Here is an 18,735-nt window from a genome sequence, read left to right as displayed (position 1 = left end):
CCCAGCATGCGGCGGATTCTGTTCAGCTACCTGAACCAATTCTCGGGTAAAGAACCGTCCGCGCGCCTTGACGGTCGTTTTGGTCCGGTCCAATCTGCGTGGTGCGCCATGAGCACGCCGCTCCTTTACCGGATCAGGAAGGAAGTCAACGACCATGGCAGAACTCCCCCCTCCCCACCCGCTGAGCCGCCGCCGGGTCCTCGGTTCGATGGCCGCGGCAGCCGTCGGAACACCGATCGCCCTCGGACAGCTGACCTCGGGCGCCACCCCGGCCTCCGCCGCCTCGCGCGCCGCGGCCGCGCAGTTGCTCTGGCATCCTGACCCGTCCAGCGACGGGCTCAAGGCGTTCGAGGGCATCGAGGCCGACCGTGGCGGAGACCACCCCGACCGAAAGTACGTGATCGTCGAGGGCGGTGACCACTACCGCTTCAACATCTGGAAGGACGACCGGGACACCACCGGGGGCGGCGACCGCCAGCGCACCGAGTCCAAGGGCATGGTGCAGGGCGGCTCCACCGTGAAGATGCGCGACGGTGAGACCTGGAGCCTCAGCTACGAGATGTTCATGCCCACCTCGCTGCACGGCACCAGCAAGTTCACCCACATCTTCCAGACCAAGACCCCGGTGGACAACGGCGGCCCGTACATCACCCTGGACCTGGGCCGCAGCGGCAGCACGGAGACGCTGCGGGCCCGTGCGTACGCCAACTCCGGCTCACCGGACATCGCCTCGACCAGCCTCGCGCCGCTGCGCAACAAGTGGATCACCATCGAGTGGACGTTCACCATCGGCTCGAACGGCAAGGCGGCCTGCGTGGTGCGCAACGGCACCGGGTCCGGCGCCCCGGTAGCGGTCCAGGGCAGCATGTCCAATGTGAAGATGCCCGACCAGGACGACTACCAGCGGCCCAAGTGGGGCATCTACCGCTCGGTCGAGAGCGCCTCGTCGGACATCCTCGACACCTATCTGCTGTTCCGGAACTTCCGGGCGTCCAAGGCGTAGCCGACGGCCCCACTCGCGGCGCGGCGCACCCGCGGCGGTGACGCGGGGCCGGTGGCGCCCCGGCCCCGCGTCACCGATCGCCGGACACCTCGGGCGCGCCGGACACCGGCAGATGACGGGCCACTGAGGCGTTGAGCCGCTCCAGGTAGTCCGTCAGCCGGGCGAGGTCCTCGTCCGGCCAGTCCGCGATGGCCTCGCCCAGCAGCCGGGTCCGCCGGGCGGCCGCCACGGCGACATGGCGGCGCCCGGTGTCGGTCAGCGCCACCCGCCGTATCCGCCGGTCCACGGTGTCCCGCACCCGGGTCACCAGTCCCGCCGCCGCCAGCCGGTCCACGACGCGCACGGCGCGGGCCCGGTCGGACAGCAGCAGGGCGGCGATGTCGGACACGGTGGGCGGCGGCGGGGTGCTGGCCTCGACGAAGCGCAGCACCCGGTAGCCGGTCGAGGTGACACCTGCGGGCAGCCCGCCCAGGAAGCGCTCCCGCACCAGCGGTCCGTACAGCCCGTAGCGGGCGTGGCGCAGCTCCTGCAGCACCGCGTCCAGCCCGCGCAGCTCCTCGTCCCGATCGCTCACGGACACCAGCGTGCGGCGCCGCCACCGCCCCTGGCAACGCACATCCGCCACCGTGCACCGAGATGGTTGTCGGGGTTCGCCGTCCGGTCGCCCGCCGGTAGCCCGCCGTGCCGTGGTGTTCACGGCGCCACGGTGTCCGGCGACAACGGGTGCGTGGGAGCTTCGCCCCATGACGACGACACCGAAGAACACGGCCACCACATCGGCAGCGTCGGCCACCAGACCGGCGACGGCGGCCACCACATCGACCACGTCCCGGGTGAGCCGCCGGGGGCTGCTGGGCGTGGCGGGTGCCGCGGCGGCCGGTGCGGGCACGTATCTGTGCCAGCAGGAGGCGGTGGCGGCCTCGCCGGTGCTGTGGACCCGGCCGGAGGGGTCCGGGATGCCGCCGGTGAGCGGGCTGCATCTACAGTTCGGGGCCGACGCCGCCCGGGAGGTCGTGGTGTCCTGGCAGACACCGGTGCCGGTGAAACGGCCGCGGGTCATGCTCGGCACCCCGGCCCATGGCATGGGCACCGAGGTCACCGCGCGGACCACCTTCTACCGGGACGCCAAGTCCCAGCAGAGCATGTATGTCCACCACGCCCGGCTGAGCCGGCTGCGCCCCGGCACCGACTACGTCTACGCCGCCGTCCACGACGGGGCGACGCCGGAGGCGGGGTCGTTCCGCACCGGGCCGGGCGGCCGGGCGCCGTTCACCTTCACCAGCTTCGGCGACCAGGGCACGCCCACGGTGGGCAAGCTGAACGGGCCCAAGCCGCCGAAGATCACCGAGAAGCTCACCTATCTCAACGACAACCTCGGCTCGCCGTACGCCAACGACGTGACCACCGCCGTCGAGCGGGTCGCGCCCCTGTTCCACCTCATCAACGGCGATCTCTGCTACGCCAACCTTTCCGAGGACCGGCTGCGCACCTGGGCGGACTGGTTCGACATGACCAGCCGGTCCTCGCGGTTCCGGCCGTGGATGCCCGCGGCCGGCAACCACGAGAACGAGCTGGGCAACGGGCCGATCGGGTTCGCCGCCTACCAGGCGTACTTCTCACTCCCCGGCAACGGCGGCGACGACGAGACCCAGGGGCTGTGGTACGCCTTCACCGTCGGCTCGGTGCGCGTCGTGAGCCTGGCCAATGACGACGTGGCCCTTCAGGACGCCGGAAACACCTATGTGCGGGGCTACTCCGGCGGTGCCCAGCGCCGCTGGCTGGAGGCCGAGCTCACCCGGGCCCGGGCCGACCGGGACATCGACTGGATCGTGGTCGTCATGCACCAGGTGGTCGTCTCCACGGCCGACCACCCGGGCAACGGCGCCGACCTCGGCATCCGGCAGGAGTGGCTGCCGCTCTTCGACACGTACGGCGTCGACCTGGTCGTCTGCGGCCATGAACACCACTACGAGCGCTCCCACCCGATCCGCGGCCGGGAGCCCAACGACACGATGACGCCGACCCCCGCCGCCACCCGTACCGATCTGGTGGACACCGGCGAGGGAACGGTGCACATGGTCATCGGTGGCGGTGGCACCTCGATCCCGTCGATGGACGTCCTGTTCGACACCCCGCGGTGCAATGTCATCACCGGGGTCGGCGACGCCGGTGCGAACGGCCGGAAGACCCCGGTCTATGTGACGGAGGCGGCACCGTGGTCGGCGGTGCGCGACCGGGTGAACCCGTACGGCTTCGCCGCGTTCACCGTGGACCCCGGCACCAGGCCGGGCGGTCCCACCACCATGTCGGTGACCTACTACGCGGTCACCGGGCTCTACGGCCGTATCGAGCCCGTGGACACCTTCACGCTCCGGCGGACCCGTAGCGACGGTGAACGGCGCCGATGACGGTGAGCTGCGCCGATAAGGGCATGAGGTGATCCATTTCGGGAACGCGGAAGGGCATGCAGACGCTGAACCGATGGGAACGGGCGATAGAGCGCTGGGAGGCATCGCTGCTCGCCAAGGTGGTCCGCAGCGAGCCCGTCGAACTCCTCGGCGCGCTGAAACGTGAATGCGACAGCCACACCGTGGTGTGCGGACCGACCAGGGTGGTCGTGCCCAACGTCTATGACGTCGAGCTCGCCGAGGCGGTCCACGAGGAGCTCACCCGGCGTGGCTGTCATGTGGGGCAGGAGCTGACGGATCAGCTGATGCGCCACGCGGAGGACAAGGGCTATGAGTGGGCCGGCCCGCTCACCGTGCACGTGTCCCGGTCCGACCGGGTGCCCAACGGCAGGTACCGGGTGGCGGGCCGGCCCATGGCCCATATCCGCGCCGACACGTTCGCCGACGCGACGGCCTAGCGCGTCAGCGGGGCCTGGCGCGTCAGTGGGGCCTGGCGCGTCAGCGGGGCAGCCGCCCCGGGTCGGTGGCCCAGCCGGTGTCGGGCCGGTCGGCCAGGTCGAAGGAGAGCGAACCGCCCTGGCGCACCACGGAGCCGTCGAGCCATGAGGTGTCGTGCGGCCGGCCGTCCACCCGCACCGCGTGCACATAGGGGCGGGTGTCGGACGCGTCCGGGGCGTCGATGGTCAGGGCGCGCCGCTGCCCCGCCGGGGCGATCTCCGCGTGAGGGAAGAGCGGACCGGTGAGCAGCGCCTCGGCGCGCCCCGGGGCCTGCGGATAGAGGCCGAGCACCGCGAACACGTACCACGCGGACATGGTGCCCAGGTCGTCGTTGCCGGGCAGCCCCTTCTGCCCGGTGCTGTAGACGGTGGTGACGATCTGGCGCACCGTCTCCTGGGTCTTCCAGGGCTGCCCGAGGGCGTTGTAGAGCCAGGGGGCGTGGATGCCGGGTTCGTTGGTGGGGTCGTAGCGGAGCGGGTCGCCACCGCGGACCGACCAGGAGCCGTCGGGCTTGTGGAAGAAGCCGTCCAGCCGGGCCGCCGCCTTGTCGCGGCCGCCCATGGCCTCGGCGAGCCCCTGGACGTCCTGCGGCACCATCCAGGTGTACGTGGCCGCGCTGCCCTGGGCGAAGCCCCGGTCGGACGCCGGGTCGAAGGGGGTCACCCAGGAGCCGTCGCGGTTCCTGGCCTGGATGTAGCCCCCCGCGCCGGTGGCCTGGGGGTGGAACACATTGCGCCAGTAGCCGCCGCGCGCGCCGAGTTCGTCGGCCTCCTTCGTGCGGCCGAGCAGCCGGGCCCAGCGGGCGAGCGCGTCATCGGCGACGGAGTCCTCCAGGGTCTCCGCGGCGCCGCCCCAGCAGTGGCAGGCGTCCTGTGCGGCGTACCGGGATTCCAGGTACTGGGCGAGGCCCGGGCGCTGGCCCTCGCACTGCCCCGGGCAGCCCTTGTCGGAGAGCCCGTCGGGGTGGGGGACGGTGGCCTGGCGGTAGAGGGAGTCGAAGGCGCCCTTGGCGTCGAAGTTCCGCACCCCCATGGCGTAGAAGGTGGCGAGCGTGGCGGCGGAGGGGTCGCCGGTCATCACATGGGTGGCGCCGCTGATGTGCACCCAGCGGTCCCACACCCCGCCGTTCTGCCGGGCGAAGTTGAGCAGCGACTGGGCGAAGTCCCCGGCGACCCTGGGCTGGAGCAGGGCGAGCAGCTGCACCTGGGCGCGGGGTCCCAGCCGGAGAAGTTGCTGTACTGCGCCGTCTGGCCGCGCTCGACGCGGTGCGGTGTGCCGTCCATGCCCGGGTAGCGGCCGTCGGTGTCGCTGATCAGGTTGGGCTGCTGGAGCGAGTGGTAGAGGGCGGTGTAGAACGCGGTGCGGCGCGGCTCACTGCCGCCGCTGATCCGGATGGCGCGCAGCCGGCGGTCCCAGGCGGCCCGTCCCGCGGCGGCCACGTCGGCAACGCTCGCCCGGGGCGCTATCTCGGCGCGCAGATTGGCCTCCGCGCCCGCGAGGGAGACGTACGAGATGCCGAGCCGCATCCGGACGTCGTTGTCCCGCGCGGTGTCGAAGCCGACGTATCCGCCGGAGCCGCGTCCGGCGCGGTCGGCGCCGGTGAGATAGCCCTCACCGCCGTCGGCGGTGGTGGCGCCGGGTGAGAGCCGGTCGTTCTCCCAGGTGCCCACGGTGGAGAAGGCGCGGTCGAACGAGGCGCTGAAGTAGAGGCGGTAGTAGGTCTTGCGGTTGTTCGCCCCGCCGTTGGCGCGCCGTCCGCAGAACGCGCCGGTGAGCACCCAGCCGGTTCCATGTGTCGGAGTGAACCTAGGGGCGTACGGTGACGGTGGGGTGAACCGGAGGCCGGCGACGCACGGCTGACGGCGGGACCGGGCCCCGGGATCCCGCTCTACGGTTCCCGCCATGCGGATCACTTGGAGACTCGTCCTCGGCTTTCTCGCCGTCTCGGTCCTCGCCCTCCTGGCCGCCCTGGCGCGTCCGTCATGGTCCCAGGAGCGCGGCGGCGCCGCACCGGCGGCGCCGCTCACCACCGGGAACGGGACCGAGCGCTGCACCCTGCGCGCCGCCACCCCGCGCGAGGCGGCGCGCCGGGCGAAGCCGGGGGACACCGTCTGCTTCGACGGCGATCTGTCCCGGCAGCGGCTGGTCGTCACCAAGGGCGGGAGCCGGGAGCACCCGATCACCTACGCCGGGGGCGGGGACGCCGGGGACGGCATCACCATCGAGGCCGACGATGTGATCGTGGACGGGTTCCGGTCCGTCCGGCCGGAGGCGCCCGGGATCGAGCTGACCGGCCACCGCGTCACCGTGCGGAACACCACCGTGATCGGCCCGAGGGGCGGGGACGGCGGTCGACGGCAACACCCTCCATCCCGGTATCCGCTACGAGGTGGGCATCGACGCCTCGTCCCGCCCGGGTTACCGGGGCCCGGAGCCGGGCGGTCTGCCGTAGGAGCCTCTGGGAGGAGGAGCCGGGAGGAGCGGGGGCGCGGGGTTCTCCCGCTCCCCCCGGGATACGTCTGTCAAGCGGCGCCCGCCGCGCCCCGTGCCGCGGCCAGATCCGCCACCAGGCGCTTCTCGACCGGGACGCCGGGGTCGGAGTACTGCCCGGACAGACACACCGGGCCCGTGAAGCCGAGCTCCGCCAGTTGGCCGAGCGCCGCCGACCAGTCCGCCAGCCCCTCGGAGCCGGGCACGAACCAGGGCTTCCAGTGCCCGCCGACGGCCTCACCGGCCGGTTCGGTGCGCACATGGATGGCGTTCTTGAGGTTGACGATGCCGAGCCGCTCGGCGACCAGCGGCAGGGTGATCCGCGGATCGTCGCCCGCCAGCGCGTCATGGGCGGCGTCCCAGACGACCCGGAAGTGCCCGACCGGCAGGCCGTCGAGGAGGTCCAGCACCCCCAGCGCGGAGGACACATAGCGCCCGTGGTGCGGCTGCACCCCGATCTGGACGCCATATCCCTCGGCGAGGGGCGCCGCGTCCTCCAGCCGTTGCCGTGCCCGCCGGACCGAGGCGGCGTAGCCGTCCGGGCCCAGCTCGGCCATGACCCGGATCATCGGCACGCCCGCCTCCCGGCAGGCCGCGAAGACGGGTTCGCGGAGATCGCTCGCGACGCTGATCACCTCGACGCCCTCGGCCCGCAGCCGCGCGGTGAACTCCGGCAGCAGCCGTCCGGCTTCGCCGGGGGTGACGTACGCGGTGTCCCGGACCGGGATCTCGGCGCCGGTGAAGCCGAGGCCGGACACCAGCCGGCCCAGGGCGTCGCCCGGCAGCGTGGACCACGGTTTGGTGAACACGGACCAGAGAAATGTCATGGTGTCAGCGGCCTCCGAGTCCGCTCATGGTGATGCCTTTGACGAACCAGCGCTGGGTGAGGAAGAAGAGCACGATGAGTGGCACGGTGGTGATGGCGGCCGCCATCAGCAGCAGGTTCCACTGGGTGCCGTTGGTGGACTGGAACACCTGGAGGCCGACGGCCGCGGTCCTGGTGGAGTCGCTGTTGGAGATCACCAGCGGCCAGAGCAGGTTGTTCCACTGGCTGATGAACTTGAACACCGCCAGGGTGGCGATGGCCGGGACGGCGAGCGGGACGATCACCCGGATGAACGTCTGCCAGCGGTTCGCCCCGTCGAGCCGGGCGGCCTCCTCGTAGTCGCGTGGCACGCCCAGGAAGAACTGGCGGAGCAGGAACACCCCGAGCGCGGTGAAGGCGTGCGGCAGGATCATCCCCGGCCAGGTGTCCACCCCGTGCAACTTCGCCACCAGGATGAACTGCGGGATCAGCGTGACCTGTGAGGGGATCATCAAGGTGGTCAGATAGACGCCGAACAGCACGCTCCGGCCCCGGAAGCGCAGCCGGGCGAAGGCGTACGCGGCCAGCGCCGCGGTGACCGTCTCCAGCAGCGCCGTACCCCCGGCGAAGAAGACGGTGTTCAGCAGATAGCGGCCCAGCGGGACGAGGTCGAAGGCGCGGCCGATGTTCTCCGGATGCCAGCTGCCGGGCCAGAACGACGGCCGTGCCGCCATCGACTCGGTGTCGGACTGGAAGGCCACCAGCACCATCATCACGATGGGGGTGAGGGTGACCGCGGTGACCAGGAAACAGGTGAACACCAGCAGCCGGCGGGCCGCCACGGGCGAGCGGCGGAGGGCCGCGAGCGCGGGCACGTCAGAGGTCATAGTGCACCAGCCTCCGCTGGAGCAGGAACTGCGCCGCGGTGATGACGACGATGAAGGCGAACAGCACCATCGATTGCGCGGCCGCGTAGCCCTGCTCGTAGTTCTGGAATCCGGTCCGGTAGATGTACATCACGAGCGTGGTGGTGCTGGATCCCGGCCCGCCGTCCGTCATCACCAGCGCCTGGTCGAAGACCTGGAAGGAGCCGATGATCGAGGTGACCACGGTGAAGAACACCGAGGGCGACAGCAGGGGCAGCGTCACCGCGCGGAAGGTCCGCCAGGGCGAGGCGCCGTCCACTCTGGCCGCCTCGTAGAGCTGCTGTGGAATGACCTGCAACCCGGCGAGAAAGATCACCATGCCGAAGCCGAAGCTCTTCCAGACGCTCATCAGGATGAGGGCGGGCATGGCCCAGTCGTCCGAGACCAGCCAGGCCGGGCCGTCGATCCCGAAGGCGCCGAGCACCGCGTTGATCAGCCCGTCGTGCGGGATGTAGAGCCAGACCCAGACGAAGGCCACCGCCACGGTGATCGTCGCGTAGGGCAGCAGGAGCAGCGACCGGAACACCGCCATGCGCCGCAGCCCCTGGTTGAGCAGCAGCGCCAGGCCCAGGCTGACCAGCAGCGTCAGCGGCACACTGACGAAGGTGAAGTACGCGGTGTTGCCGAGCGCCGACCAGAAGGTGGTGTCCGGGCCGAGCCGGGCGAAGTTGTCGAGCCCGATGAAGTGGGGCGGGCTGAACAGGTTCCAGTCCAGCAGCGAGATCACCCCGGCCGCGACCACCGGCCCGGCGGTGAAGACCAGGAATCCGGCCAGGCTCGGCAGCAGGAACAGCCAGGCGGCCACCGTCTCCGAGCCGTGCCGCCAGAACCGGGGGCGGCGCAGCGGGCCACGCGGGGGGCGCCGTGGGGCGGCGGTCGCCGCGGCGGGGGTTTCGACAGCCATCGTGATCCTCCTCAGGTGGCCTGGCGGACGGCGTCCCGGTGCTGGCGCATCAGGGCGTTCAGCCGTGGCATCACACCGTCGATCGCTTCGCGGGCGCTCACCTGGCCGAGGAAGGCCCGGGGCAGGTCCTGGCCCAGCAGCAGCCGGACGCGGTTCCAGTTGGTGGTGACGTTGAAGGGATGGCCGCCGGCGACCTCGCCCTTCAGGATCCGCTGGACGATGCCGAGATTGGCGGGCGGCGGTTCGAAGGCGCTCGCGGCGGAGACCCGCGCGGGGTTGTTGCGCCCGGCCCGTGCGTAGATGTTCAGCGCGCCCGTGCTGGTGAGGGTCTTCAGCAGCCGCCACGCCAGGTCGAGGTCGTCGTCCTTGACGCCCGAGGGGATGGCGAAGCCGGAGCCCGAGACCCGCGGTGTGGATCCGGCCGGTCCCGCGGGGAAGGGCACGATGTCCCATGTGAAGGGGGCCTTGCGGACGTTGAGCACCTGCCACGGCCCGTTCTGCATGAATGCCACATTGCCCTGGAGGAAGTTGGCCAGGGAGGCGCCGGAGGCGTTCTGGGCGACGAGATTGTCGATCGGCGGGGTGACCCGGTCCTTGACGAACAGGTCGACCACGTAGTGGATCGCCTGAAGTGCCTCCGGGGCGTCCAGGGGGCTGGTGTCACGGTCTCCGTCGAGGACATCGCCGCCGGCGCAGTAGATCCAGGACACCAGGTCGTCGATGGTCGGGGCGCAGGTGAAGCCGTACTGGTCCTTCGGCTTGCTCAGCTCGATGGCCAGATCGCGGAAGGTGTCCCAGCTCATGGGCTCGGTCGGGGACGGCGGATCGACGCCGTTCCGCTCCAGCAGCGTCCTGTTGTAGTAGAGCACGGTCGGTGCCACGTCGAAGCCGATGGCGTAGGTGTGGTCGGCGAACGAGGAGATGGACCGGATGGCGGGGTAGAAGTCGTCGAGGTCGAAGTCGGGGTCCGCGGCGATGAGATCGTCCAGCGGCCGGTGTGCGCCGCGTGAGGCGTAGGTGGGGATCAGCCAGCCGTTCAGGGCGGTGACCATACCGGCCGTTCCGCTGACGAGCTGGAGGTCGAGCTTGGTGGGATAGCCGTCGGAGGGGGTGAGGGTCGAGGCCGATCTGATGTGCATGCGCCGCTCGACATAGCGTCCGAAGTCGGCCCAGACCCGGTTCTCCTCCGGGCTGCTGGACCACATGGACCAGGTGGCCGTGCCGGGTGGCGGGCCGGAGGAGCAGCCGCTGAGGGCTCCCGTGGTGGCGAGCCCGCCGAGGGCCGCCCCCTTGAGCAGGGCACGCCGGGGAAAGCTGGAAGACATCGTCGTCTCCTCGCTGCTGGGTCTGGGTGCGCAGACGTTCAGGACCAGGCCAGGTCCATGGCTTCGGCGCGGATGCGTTCCTCGTCGACCTCGACGCCGAGGCCGGGACCGGAGGGGACGGTGGCGGTGGCCGCGACGATGTCCAGGTTCTCCACGTAGAGGTCGGCCAGCAGCTCCGGTCCGTTCAGTTCGGCGGGCAGGGCCAGTTCCAGCTGGCTGAACAGGTGCAGCGCGGCCGCGAAGCCGATACCGCAGTCGGTCAGCCCGCTGGCCAGCACCTCAAGGCCGCCCGCCAGCGCGACCTGGGCGGTCTTCAGGGCGTTGCGCAGCCCGCCGGATTTGCAGATCTTCACGACCACCAGATCGGCGGCGTCGAGGCGGAGTGTGCGGGCCAGGTCCTGGGCGGTGAAGCTCCCCTCGTCGATGGCCACCGGCAGGCCGATCAGGTCCCGGACCCGGCGCAGGGCGAGGGTGTCGGTGCCCGGCACGGGCTGCTCCACGCACGTCAGGTGCGGCACCTCGCGCACCGCGTCCAACAGGCGGATGAGGGCGGTCGGCCGGTAGGACTGATTGGCGTCCAGCCAGAGGGGTTTGCCCGCGGCGACCTCCGCGACGGCGGTGATGGCCGCGGTGTCCGCCACGGGATCGCCGCCGATCTTCACCTTGTAGGCGGTGTAGTCCGAGGACTGGTGGGCGTGCTCGCGGACGGCGGCGGGGTCGCCCACCCCGATGGCCGAGCACAGCGGCACCGTGTCCCGGAGCTTGCCGCCCAGCAGGGCGTGGACCGGCAGCCCGGCCAGTTTGCCGGCCGCGTCGTGCAGGGCGATGTCCACCGCGGCGCGGGCGAACGGAAAGCCGTTGGACACCGCGGGGCTCAGCCGACGGCTCGCCCGGGTGTGGAACAACTCCACGTCGAACGGGGTGAGTTCGAGCAGGATGGGGGCCAGATGGCGCTTGATGACGACGGCGATCGTCTCGGCGGTCTCATAGCTCCAGCTGGGCAGGGCGCGCTGTTCGCCCCAGCCGACCACCCCGTCCTCGGTGGTCAGCTTGACGAAGACGACCGACCCCGCCTGGTCGGGGGTGCCGACGGCGCCGCTGCCCAGCACGAACCGCCGGGCGAACGGCACGGCCACGGGGAAGACCTCGACCGCCGTGATACGCGACATGGTGAAGTGACTCCTGACATGAGGTCGATGACGGACACGGCCGGATGCGGAGCGCCGGGGGCCGGTCAGGCGGCGATGGGCCAGGAGGCGGGGTCCACGAAGCTCGGACCGCGGACGCCCTTGTCCAGCCAGTCGGCCACATCCGCCAGCACATATCCGGCCAGCGCCAGATGCCCGTCCACGGTGTCCCCGGCGATATGCGGGGTGAGCAGCAGATTGGGGCAGCTCAGCACGGACTCGCCGAGCCGCGGCGGCTCGGGGTCGAAGACGTCCAGCGCGGCGAACAGCCGCCCCGCCAGGACGTGTTCGAGCAGCGCGGCCTGGTCGACGGCCGGTCCCCGGGCGGAGTTGACGACCACGGCGTGATCGGGGATCCGCTCGATGAGCCGGGCGCTCACCAGGCCACGGGTGTCGGGGAGGTCGGGCACATGGACGGAGACGAACGGGCAGCCGAGCGCCTCCTCCAGCGTGGCGGTCCGCACCCCCAGCGCGGCGGCCGCCTCCTGGTCCAGATACGGGTCGTACACCACCACATCGCAGCGGAACGGCCTGAGCAGGGTGATCAGGGCGCGGGCCGTGGAGCTCGCGCCGAGAACGCCCACCCGGCGGCCGGTGAGTTCACCGCCCCGGAAGCCGCTCTGCTTCCAGCCACCGGCGCGGATCGCGGTGTCGAACAGCGGCAGCCTGCGGGCCAGGGTGAGCATCGCCGCCAGGCAGTACTCCCCCACCGACCAGGCGATCCGCCGGGCGGCCGAGAAGACCGCGACACCCTGGTCGAGCACCTCGCGGTCGATGAGCTTCTTCACCGTCCCCGCGGCGTGCGCCACCACCCGGGGGCCACCGCCACCGGCCCAGATCGCCCGGTCAAGACGGGGTGTGCCCCAGCTGGTCAGCAGCACATCGCTGCCGGCGGCGAGCCGGGCGACCACATCCGCGGTCAGCGGCTCATCGGCCCAGCTCACCTCGTAACGTTTCTCCATCAGCCGCCGGGCCTCGGGGCTGATCACATCGGCGGCACGCTGGGGGGTCATGGCGACGGCGAGTCTGGACAACCTGGCTCCTCGGACGGGATCGGCGCGGATCTGCCCTGTGGCGGTCGTCATGACCGTAGGGGTGCGCCGCCATGCCCGTCCAAGCCCACTTTCGCATCGCCCCATACCGTGAGGGCATGAACCTCTCCCTGCAACAGCTCCGCGGCTTCGTGGCGGTGGCGGAGGAGCGGCACTTCGGCCGCGCCGCCGCCCGCCTCAATATGACCCAGCCCCCGCTGACCCGTCAGATCCAGGCGCTGGAACGCGCCCTGGACGTCGTCCTGTTCGAGCGCACCGGACGAGGCGCCCGGATCACCGCGGCGGGCCGGGTCTTCCTCGACCACTGCCACCGGGTACTGGCGCTGCTGGACGCCGCGCCGACCGCCACCCGCCGCGCCGCCGAGGGCCGCACCGGCACCCTGCGGCTGGCCTTCACCGCGATCGGCGCGTACGCCATCCTGGCCGACGTGCTGGACCTGGTGAAGCGGCATCTCCCCGATGTCACCGTCGAGTTGACCGAACTGGTCAGCCCCGATCAGTTCGCCGCCCTCTCCGAGCTGCGCATCGACCTGGGTCTGGTGCGGCCGCCCATCCCCGAGGGGTACGCCTCGCTCCTGGTCCACTCCGAGGACCTCGTCCTCGCGGTCCCCTCCGGCCATCCGCTGGCCCACGACGACGGCGCCCCCGTCGCCCTGACCGACGTGGCCGACGACTACATCGGGTACAGCCCCGAGGGCTCGCGCTATCTGCACGACATCTGCGCCGCGATGATCGGCGTGGACCGCTACGCCGTCAGCCAGTTGACCTCCCAGGTCCCCACCATGCTCGCCCTGGTCCGCGCCGGCCTGGGCTGCGCCTTGATCCCCCGCTCGATCATGACCATGGGGGTCCACGGTGTCCGCTACCGCGAACTGGCCCCGGCCGACGCCCACTCCGTCACCCTCCACGCCTGCTGGAGCCCGGACAGCCCCAACCCGGCCCTCCAGCGGCTGGTGGACGTCCTCAACCAGGAGCGCTCGGGAGGCGGCTGTGAGATAGGCCATATGCGACGGTAAGTAACGGTCCAAAGATATATAAACAGCCGCCAGGCCATTGAGCAGAGGCCCTTCGTGATCCGTATTCGCCGGTGCAAGCACGGGCGGACACACTGCTCCGCACAACGACCGGCGTCCCCGCCAGGAGGCTCTATGCGATCCCGGTACTTCGTCACAGGTACCTCCCTCCTCATAGGTTCCGTGGTGGTCACCCTCGGTGTGATCATGTCGCCCGTCCTGACGGGTGTGCAGCAGACGAACCAGACGAACCTGGCGAAGACGAGCTCGACCCAGTACGGACCGCTCACCGGCGCCGACCGGGACTTCGTGGTCAAGGTCCGGCTCGCCGGGCTGTGGGAGTACCCCGTCGGTCAGCTGGCCCTCAAGAAGGGCACCACGGCGGCGGTGAAGACGGCCGGTGAACATCTGATCGTGGGGCATGCGCAACTGGACGAAGCCTCGCGCGACATCGCCCCCAAACTCGGCATCACCCTGCCCAACAAGCCCACACCGCAGCAGCAGGGGTTCCTGGACACCCTCACGGCCGCCACGGGCAAGAACTTCGACAGCCAGATGGCCCAGATCCTGCGCATCACCCACGGCCAGATCTTCAGCTCCATCGCCAAGATCCGGGCGACCAGCAAGAACACCCTGGTGCGTCAGCTCGCCACCCAGGCCAACAACACGGTGCTGGACCACATCACGCAGATGGAGAACACCGGGATGGTCGACTACGAGCGGCTTCCCGCCCAGATCACCTCGACCCCGACCCAGGGTCCGAACTTCACCAAGCCGGTGATGCCCAAGCCCGGTGAGCCCATGGTCGTCCTGAAGAAGCCGGCCTCGCTCGAGGGCAAGGGCGAACCGCCCACGGCGTCCCCGCCCGCCCCGGTCGACGACGCGCCGGGCGCCTCGGCCTCCCCGGCCACTCCGGGCGCCACCTCCTCCCCCTCCGCGCCCACCGTTCCGTAACGCACCGTCAGGAGTGCGCAGACAAGCCGGGTGAAACGCGGGCGGTTTCCGCCACATCGGTACCGTCAAATCACGCCACTCTGTGCGCCGCGGGGGTGCGAAACGGCTCCGGAAGAGCCTTATGACCACCCCCGGAGAGCCTCATGACCACCCCCGGCGGGCACCGTGCCGCGCCCCGGCTCCACGCGTATGCGTACTCGACCATCGCACGACCGTCTACTGACCCATCCACCATGCCTGCAATAGGACGGTGGAATATGCGCCCGCCCCCCTGTGGCCCGGTGGGCCCCGCACCCGCTAGGAATCGTTCAGAGCGCCGATGACCGGCCCGGCACGGCCCCGGGCGGGGACTGCCGGGACCTCCGGGGCCCATGGGGCGGCGGACCCTACTACGCGCCGCCCGCCATTTCCGAGCATTACTGGATTTGACCCCCAACAGCTGAACCCTGCGTAACCTCACCGTCACTGGCGAAGCGCCACCGGTGGGCGCCCGCCATGGGTGACGCAGGGAGGGGAGGCCGCATGCCCGGAATCGACGAGTGCTTACTGGAAGCGATGACCGTGAACGGCGCGCGCGGAGCCGCCGTGATCGAGTGGACCAGCGGACTCGCGCTCGGCATGGTCGGCGAGGTGCGCGACGAGGACCCCGAGGCCACCGCGGCGGAGACGGCGGAGCTGGCCCGGATGGCCGCCGAGCAGCGGGCGTTCGCCGCGCTGGGCCCCGGGGGCGACAAGAGCGGCGCCGACCCGGACGAGGTGGACGGGGAGCCCGCCGTCGAGGACGTCATCGTCACCACCCGCACCTGCTACCACCTGCTGCGCTTCGTCGACACGGCCTTTGACAGCGGCGTCTTCTTCTATCTGTGGCTCGACCGCCGGGAGGGCAATCTGGCGCTCGCCCGGATCCGGCTGCGCGACATGTGCGGGCGGCTGGCGCTGATATGAGGCTGCCGCACCGGACCGTGGCCCGAGCCGGGCACGCCCCCAGTCTCGCCGGGCTCGCCGACGAGCGGGCCAGCGGCGCCCTGTTGTGCGACGCGGGCACGGTCTATCTCCGGGACGGCCAGGTGGTGCATGCCGAGAGCCCGGTGGCCCCCGGGATCGAGGTGCTGCTCACCACCGGTGGGCGGCTGACCGCCGACAGCTGGCGGGAGGCGGTGGGGCGGACCGGCCGGGCCGGTGGGGTCGGGCGGTTCCTCGTCGACAGCGGCCGGCTGTCGGACGCGGAGCTGGAGATCTGCCATCTGGGCGCGCTGTTCGACGCGGCGTACTTCGCGCTGGGGCACGGCAGCGGGCCGCGCGGCTTCCAGCGGGGCGCGGTCCACTGGCTCGGGCCGGTGCGCCCGGTGGGCGCGGCTGCCGTCGAGCGCGAGACCCGGCGCCGCGGCAAGCTGCTGGACGCCTTGTGGCCGTATCCGCACGTGGACACGGCGCCGGTGGTGCTGCGCCGCCCCGATGGCCGCGCCCCGGCCGTCACCCCCCGTCAGCGCGCGGTGCTGGCGCTGGCCGACGGGGTCCGCACCCCGGCCCGTATCGCCCGCGAGCTGGGCCGTCCCGCCTTTCACACGCTGATCGACATACGGCGGCTGGCGGCCGCGGGCCATGTCGCCACCCCACGCCCCACACGTCCGGAACATCCGGGCCGCCCCGGACCGCCCGCCGCTTCCGCCGCTTCCGCTCCGCCCGCCCCGGACCGCGGTCCCGGCGCGGTGGTCTTCACCGATCCCGATATCGACCTGCTGCGTCGGCTCCGCGATGCCTTGGAGGCAAGCCTGTGATTCCCCCGATCGACCCGCCCGCCCCGTGCGCGGCGTCATGAGGCTCACCCTGCGGCAGCGCACGGAGCGTAAGTGGCTGCTGGCCGCCGAGCCCGAAGTGCTGGAGGAGCTGCGCCGGCTGCGGGCCCGGGTGACCCATGTGACCGGCGCGCTCGCCGCCACCAGCGACGGCGTGGTGCTGGCGCACGACACGGCCACCGTCGAGCCCGAGGGCGTGGCGGCGCTGACCGCCGCGGCCCTCGGGGTGGCGCAGTCGCTGGCGGGTGCCACCGGGCGGGGCGCCTTCCGTGAGCTGCTGGTCCGCGGTGAGAACGGCTATGTGGCCACCTACGCCGCGGGTTCCACGGCCGTGCTGACCGTACTGGCCGGTGACCGTACCAACGTCGGCCGCCTCCACATGGAGGCCCGGCGCTCGGGCGCCCGTCTCGCCGATCTGGTGGGCGTCGCCCTCAGCAGGGCCGAGCAGCCCTGATCCCACGACCTCCCCCGCCCGGCGCGCACACCGCGCGCCGAGAACCGACCGGACATCACTGACACCGAAAGGAACAGCCACGATCATGGCGAACACCCAGACCGCGCTCAAAGAGGCGATGACGTCCATAGAGGGCGCCCTCGGCGCCGCGCTGGTCGACTACTCCAGTGGGATGGCCCTCGGCACCGTGGGCGGAGGAAAGGATCTCGACCTGACGGTGGCCGCGGCGGGCAACACCGATGTGGTGCGCGCCAAGGTGCGGACCATGGAGCAGCTCGGTCTCCAGGACGGCATCGAGGACATCCTCATCACCCTCGGCAGCCAGTACCACCTGATCCGGCTGCTGAGGGGCCGGGACAGCCAGGGCCTCTTCCTCTATCTGGCGCTGGACAAGAAGCGGGCCAATCTGGCGATGGCACGCCATCAGCTGCGCAAGATCGAGGCCGACCTGGAGGTCTGAGCCGTACGGCCCCGATCCATGCGCCACGCATCCGGTGGGCCGGTCCGGCCCACCGGACGGCGGCACGCTAACGCACCAGGCAGGGCCGCTTGTTGTCGAAGGTCCAGCCCGGAATGAGATAGCGCATGCCGACCGCGTCGTCCCGCGCCCCCAGCGCCTTCTCCTGGTAGAGGGCGTGGGCGGCGAGGAGCCGGTCGCGGTCGAGCCGGATGCCCAGCCCGGGGGCGTCCGGGATGGCGATCTCACCGCCGGCGATCCGCGGCGGTTCGACGGTGAGCCGCTCCAGCCCCTCCTGCCAGATCCAGTGGGTGTCCAGGGCGTTGTACGCGCCCGGGGCGGCGGCTCCGCAGTGGGCCACCATCGCCAGGGAGATGTCGAAGTGGTTGTTGGAGTGGCAGCCCCAGGTCAGGCCCATCTCATGGCAGAGCTGGGCCACCCGTACCGACCCCTGCATGGTCCAGAAGTGGGGGTCGGCCAGCGGGATGGAGACGGACTGCAACGCCAGTGCGTGGGTCATCTGCCGCCAGTCCGTGGCGATCATGTTGGTGGCCGTGGGCAGTCCGGTGGCGCGCCGGAACTCGGCCAGGATCTCCCGGCCGGAGTAGCCGTCCTCGGCGCCGCACGGGTCCTCGGCGTAGGCGAGCGTGCCGAGCAGCGGCCGGCACAGTTCGATCGCCTCACGCAGCGACCAGGCGCCGTTGGGGTCGAGGGTGATACGGGCCTCGGGGAACCGCTCCTTGAGCGCCCGTACCGCCTTGACCTCATCGTTTCCCTCCAGAACCCCGCCCTTGAGCTTGAAGTCCGCAAAGCCGTAGAGATCGTAGGTGGCCTCGGCCTGACGGACGATCGCCTCGGGGGTGAGCGCCTCCTCGCGGCGGATGCGGTACCACTCGGCGTCGGCGTCGGGCTCGCGGACGTACTCCAGGTCGGTCCGGTCGGGGTCGCCGACGTAGAACAGATAGCCCAGGACCCGTACCGAGTCGCGCTGCTGCCCGTCGCCCAGGAGCGCCGCGACGGGCACCTCCAGATGCTGCCCGAGGAGGTCCAGCAGGGCCGATTCGACGGCGGTGACGGCGTGCACGGTGGTGCGCAGATCGAAGGTCTGGGTGCCCCGGCCCCCGGCGTCGCGGTCGCCGAACCGCTGCCCGATCTCGCGCAGCACCCGCTTGTAGTCGCCCACCCGCGCCCCGACGACGAGGGATTCGGCGTCCCGCAGGGTCTGGGTGATCTTCTCACCGCCGGGCACCTCGCCCAGTCCGGTACGGCCCTCGGAGTCCTCGAGGACCACCACGTTCCGGGTGAAGTAGGGGCCGTGGGCGCCGGAGAGGTTCAGCTCCATGCTGTCCCGGCCGGCGACCGGATAGACGGAGAACGAGGTGACGGTCGGCTGGCTCATCGTGGCGTCCTTGGGTCGGGGGCGGTCAGACCGTGAGTGTCGGACTTCGAGTGTCGGACCTTGA

At 71.3% G+C, this 18,735-nt stretch carries 17 protein-coding genes and 1 pseudogene; 9 read left to right on the top strand and 9 right to left on the bottom strand.

From position 1 onward, the window contains the following. Window positions 1-154 precede the first annotated feature (154 nt). On the top strand, window positions 155-1,003 hold the full coding sequence (locus KHP12_RS47160) for a hypothetical protein (RefSeq protein ID WP_086882234.1): 849 nt from the start codon (window positions 155-157) through the stop codon (window positions 1,001-1,003). Between the two features lie 70 nt (window positions 1,004-1,073). On the opposite strand, the gene KHP12_RS47155 is transcribed toward KHP12_RS47160, so the two are convergent. Beyond that, the gene (locus tag KHP12_RS47155) at window positions 1,074-1,577 is read right to left on the bottom strand and encodes a MarR family winged helix-turn-helix transcriptional regulator (protein ID WP_211834659.1); all 504 of its coding nucleotides are present in this window, start codon (window positions 1,575-1,577) and stop codon (window positions 1,074-1,076) included. A gap of 169 nt (window positions 1,578-1,746) precedes the next feature. Between KHP12_RS47155 and KHP12_RS47150 the strand changes: the two genes are divergently transcribed. Further along, window positions 1,747-3,411 (top strand): purple acid phosphatase family protein, encoded by a 1,665-nt coding sequence (locus KHP12_RS47150; RefSeq protein WP_244202855.1) that lies wholly within the window; start codon window positions 1,747-1,749, stop codon window positions 3,409-3,411. Window positions 3,412-3,467: 56 nt separating this feature from the next. Then, window positions 3,468-3,869: a DUF3662 domain-containing protein gene (locus KHP12_RS47145; RefSeq protein WP_086882237.1), complete on the top strand. Its 402-nt coding sequence runs from the start codon at window positions 3,468-3,470 to the stop codon at window positions 3,867-3,869. Between the two features lie 40 nt (window positions 3,870-3,909). Here the strand turns inward: KHP12_RS47145 and KHP12_RS47140 are convergent. The 7 genes and pseudogenes from KHP12_RS47140 to KHP12_RS47110 form a co-directional block, all read right to left on the bottom strand. After that, window positions 3,910-5,696: pseudogene (locus KHP12_RS47140) on the bottom strand (GH92 family glycosyl hydrolase); the annotation flags it as partial. A gap of 735 nt (window positions 5,697-6,431) precedes the next feature. Further along, entirely contained in the window at window positions 6,432-7,226 is a 795-nt protein-coding gene (locus KHP12_RS47135; RefSeq protein ID WP_211834658.1) for a sugar phosphate isomerase/epimerase family protein, read from the bottom strand. Window positions 7,227-7,230: 4 nt separating this feature from the next. Then, window positions 7,231-8,091: a carbohydrate ABC transporter permease gene (locus tag KHP12_RS47130; RefSeq protein WP_086882239.1), complete on the bottom strand. Its 861-nt coding sequence runs from the start codon at window positions 8,089-8,091 to the stop codon at window positions 7,231-7,233. After that, window positions 8,081-9,034 (bottom strand): carbohydrate ABC transporter permease, encoded by a 954-nt coding sequence (locus KHP12_RS47125; protein WP_086882240.1) that lies wholly within the window; start codon window positions 9,032-9,034, stop codon window positions 8,081-8,083. The genes KHP12_RS47130 and KHP12_RS47125 overlap by 11 nt, the downstream gene beginning before the upstream one ends. Before the next feature lie 11 nt (window positions 9,035-9,045). Next, window positions 9,046-10,359 (bottom strand): ABC transporter substrate-binding protein, encoded by a 1,314-nt coding sequence (locus KHP12_RS47120; protein ID WP_211834657.1) that lies wholly within the window; start codon window positions 10,357-10,359, stop codon window positions 9,046-9,048. 38 nt (window positions 10,360-10,397) lie between these two features. Further along, on the bottom strand, window positions 10,398-11,528 hold the full coding sequence (locus KHP12_RS47115; RefSeq protein WP_086882242.1) for a mandelate racemase/muconate lactonizing enzyme family protein: 1,131 nt from the start codon (window positions 11,526-11,528) through the stop codon (window positions 10,398-10,400). Window positions 11,529-11,593: 65 nt separating this feature from the next. Then, window positions 11,594-12,580, bottom strand: a complete 987-nt coding sequence (locus KHP12_RS47110) for a hydroxyacid dehydrogenase (protein WP_086882243.1) — start codon at window positions 12,578-12,580, stop codon at window positions 11,594-11,596. A gap of 116 nt (window positions 12,581-12,696) precedes the next feature. On the opposite strand from KHP12_RS47110, the gene KHP12_RS47105 reads away from it, so the two are divergent. The 6 genes from KHP12_RS47105 (at window position 12,697) to KHP12_RS47080 (ending at window position 17,275) form a co-directional block, all read left to right on the top strand. Then, on the top strand, window positions 12,697-13,614 hold the full coding sequence (locus KHP12_RS47105; protein WP_244202856.1) for a LysR substrate-binding domain-containing protein: 918 nt from the start codon (window positions 12,697-12,699) through the stop codon (window positions 13,612-13,614). 132 nt (window positions 13,615-13,746) lie between these two features. Beyond that, on the top strand, window positions 13,747-14,565 hold the full coding sequence (locus KHP12_RS47100; RefSeq protein ID WP_086882245.1) for a DUF4142 domain-containing protein: 819 nt from the start codon (window positions 13,747-13,749) through the stop codon (window positions 14,563-14,565). Window positions 14,566-15,087: 522 nt separating this feature from the next. Continuing rightward, window positions 15,088-15,510: a hypothetical protein gene (locus KHP12_RS47095; RefSeq protein ID WP_086882246.1), complete on the top strand. Its 423-nt coding sequence runs from the start codon at window positions 15,088-15,090 to the stop codon at window positions 15,508-15,510. Then, window positions 15,507-16,343 (top strand): hypothetical protein, encoded by an 837-nt coding sequence (locus KHP12_RS47090; RefSeq protein WP_086882247.1) that lies wholly within the window; start codon window positions 15,507-15,509, stop codon window positions 16,341-16,343. The genes KHP12_RS47095 and KHP12_RS47090 overlap by 4 nt, the downstream gene beginning before the upstream one ends. Window positions 16,344-16,380: 37 nt before the next feature. Then, entirely contained in the window at window positions 16,381-16,815 is a 435-nt protein-coding gene (locus tag KHP12_RS47085) for a roadblock/LC7 domain-containing protein (RefSeq protein ID WP_037964663.1), read from the top strand. A gap of 85 nt (window positions 16,816-16,900) precedes the next feature. Then, entirely contained in the window at window positions 16,901-17,275 is a 375-nt protein-coding gene (locus tag KHP12_RS47080) for a hypothetical protein (RefSeq protein WP_086882248.1), read from the top strand. Between the two features lie 67 nt (window positions 17,276-17,342). Here KHP12_RS47080 and KHP12_RS47075 read toward each other — a convergent pair whose 3' ends face one another. Continuing rightward, the gene (locus KHP12_RS47075) at window positions 17,343-18,671 is read right to left on the bottom strand and encodes an enolase C-terminal domain-like protein (protein ID WP_211834656.1); all 1,329 of its coding nucleotides are present in this window, start codon (window positions 18,669-18,671) and stop codon (window positions 17,343-17,345) included. Window positions 18,672-18,735: the final 64 nt, after the last annotated feature.

It is taken from the genome of Streptomyces asiaticus (assembly GCF_018138715.1).
GTDB classification, from domain to species: Bacteria; Actinomycetota; Actinomycetes; order Streptomycetales; family Streptomycetaceae; genus Streptomyces; species Streptomyces asiaticus.
The sequence above is the reverse complement of the archived record's forward strand: the minus strand, read 5'-3'. Positions and strand labels throughout refer to the sequence as shown.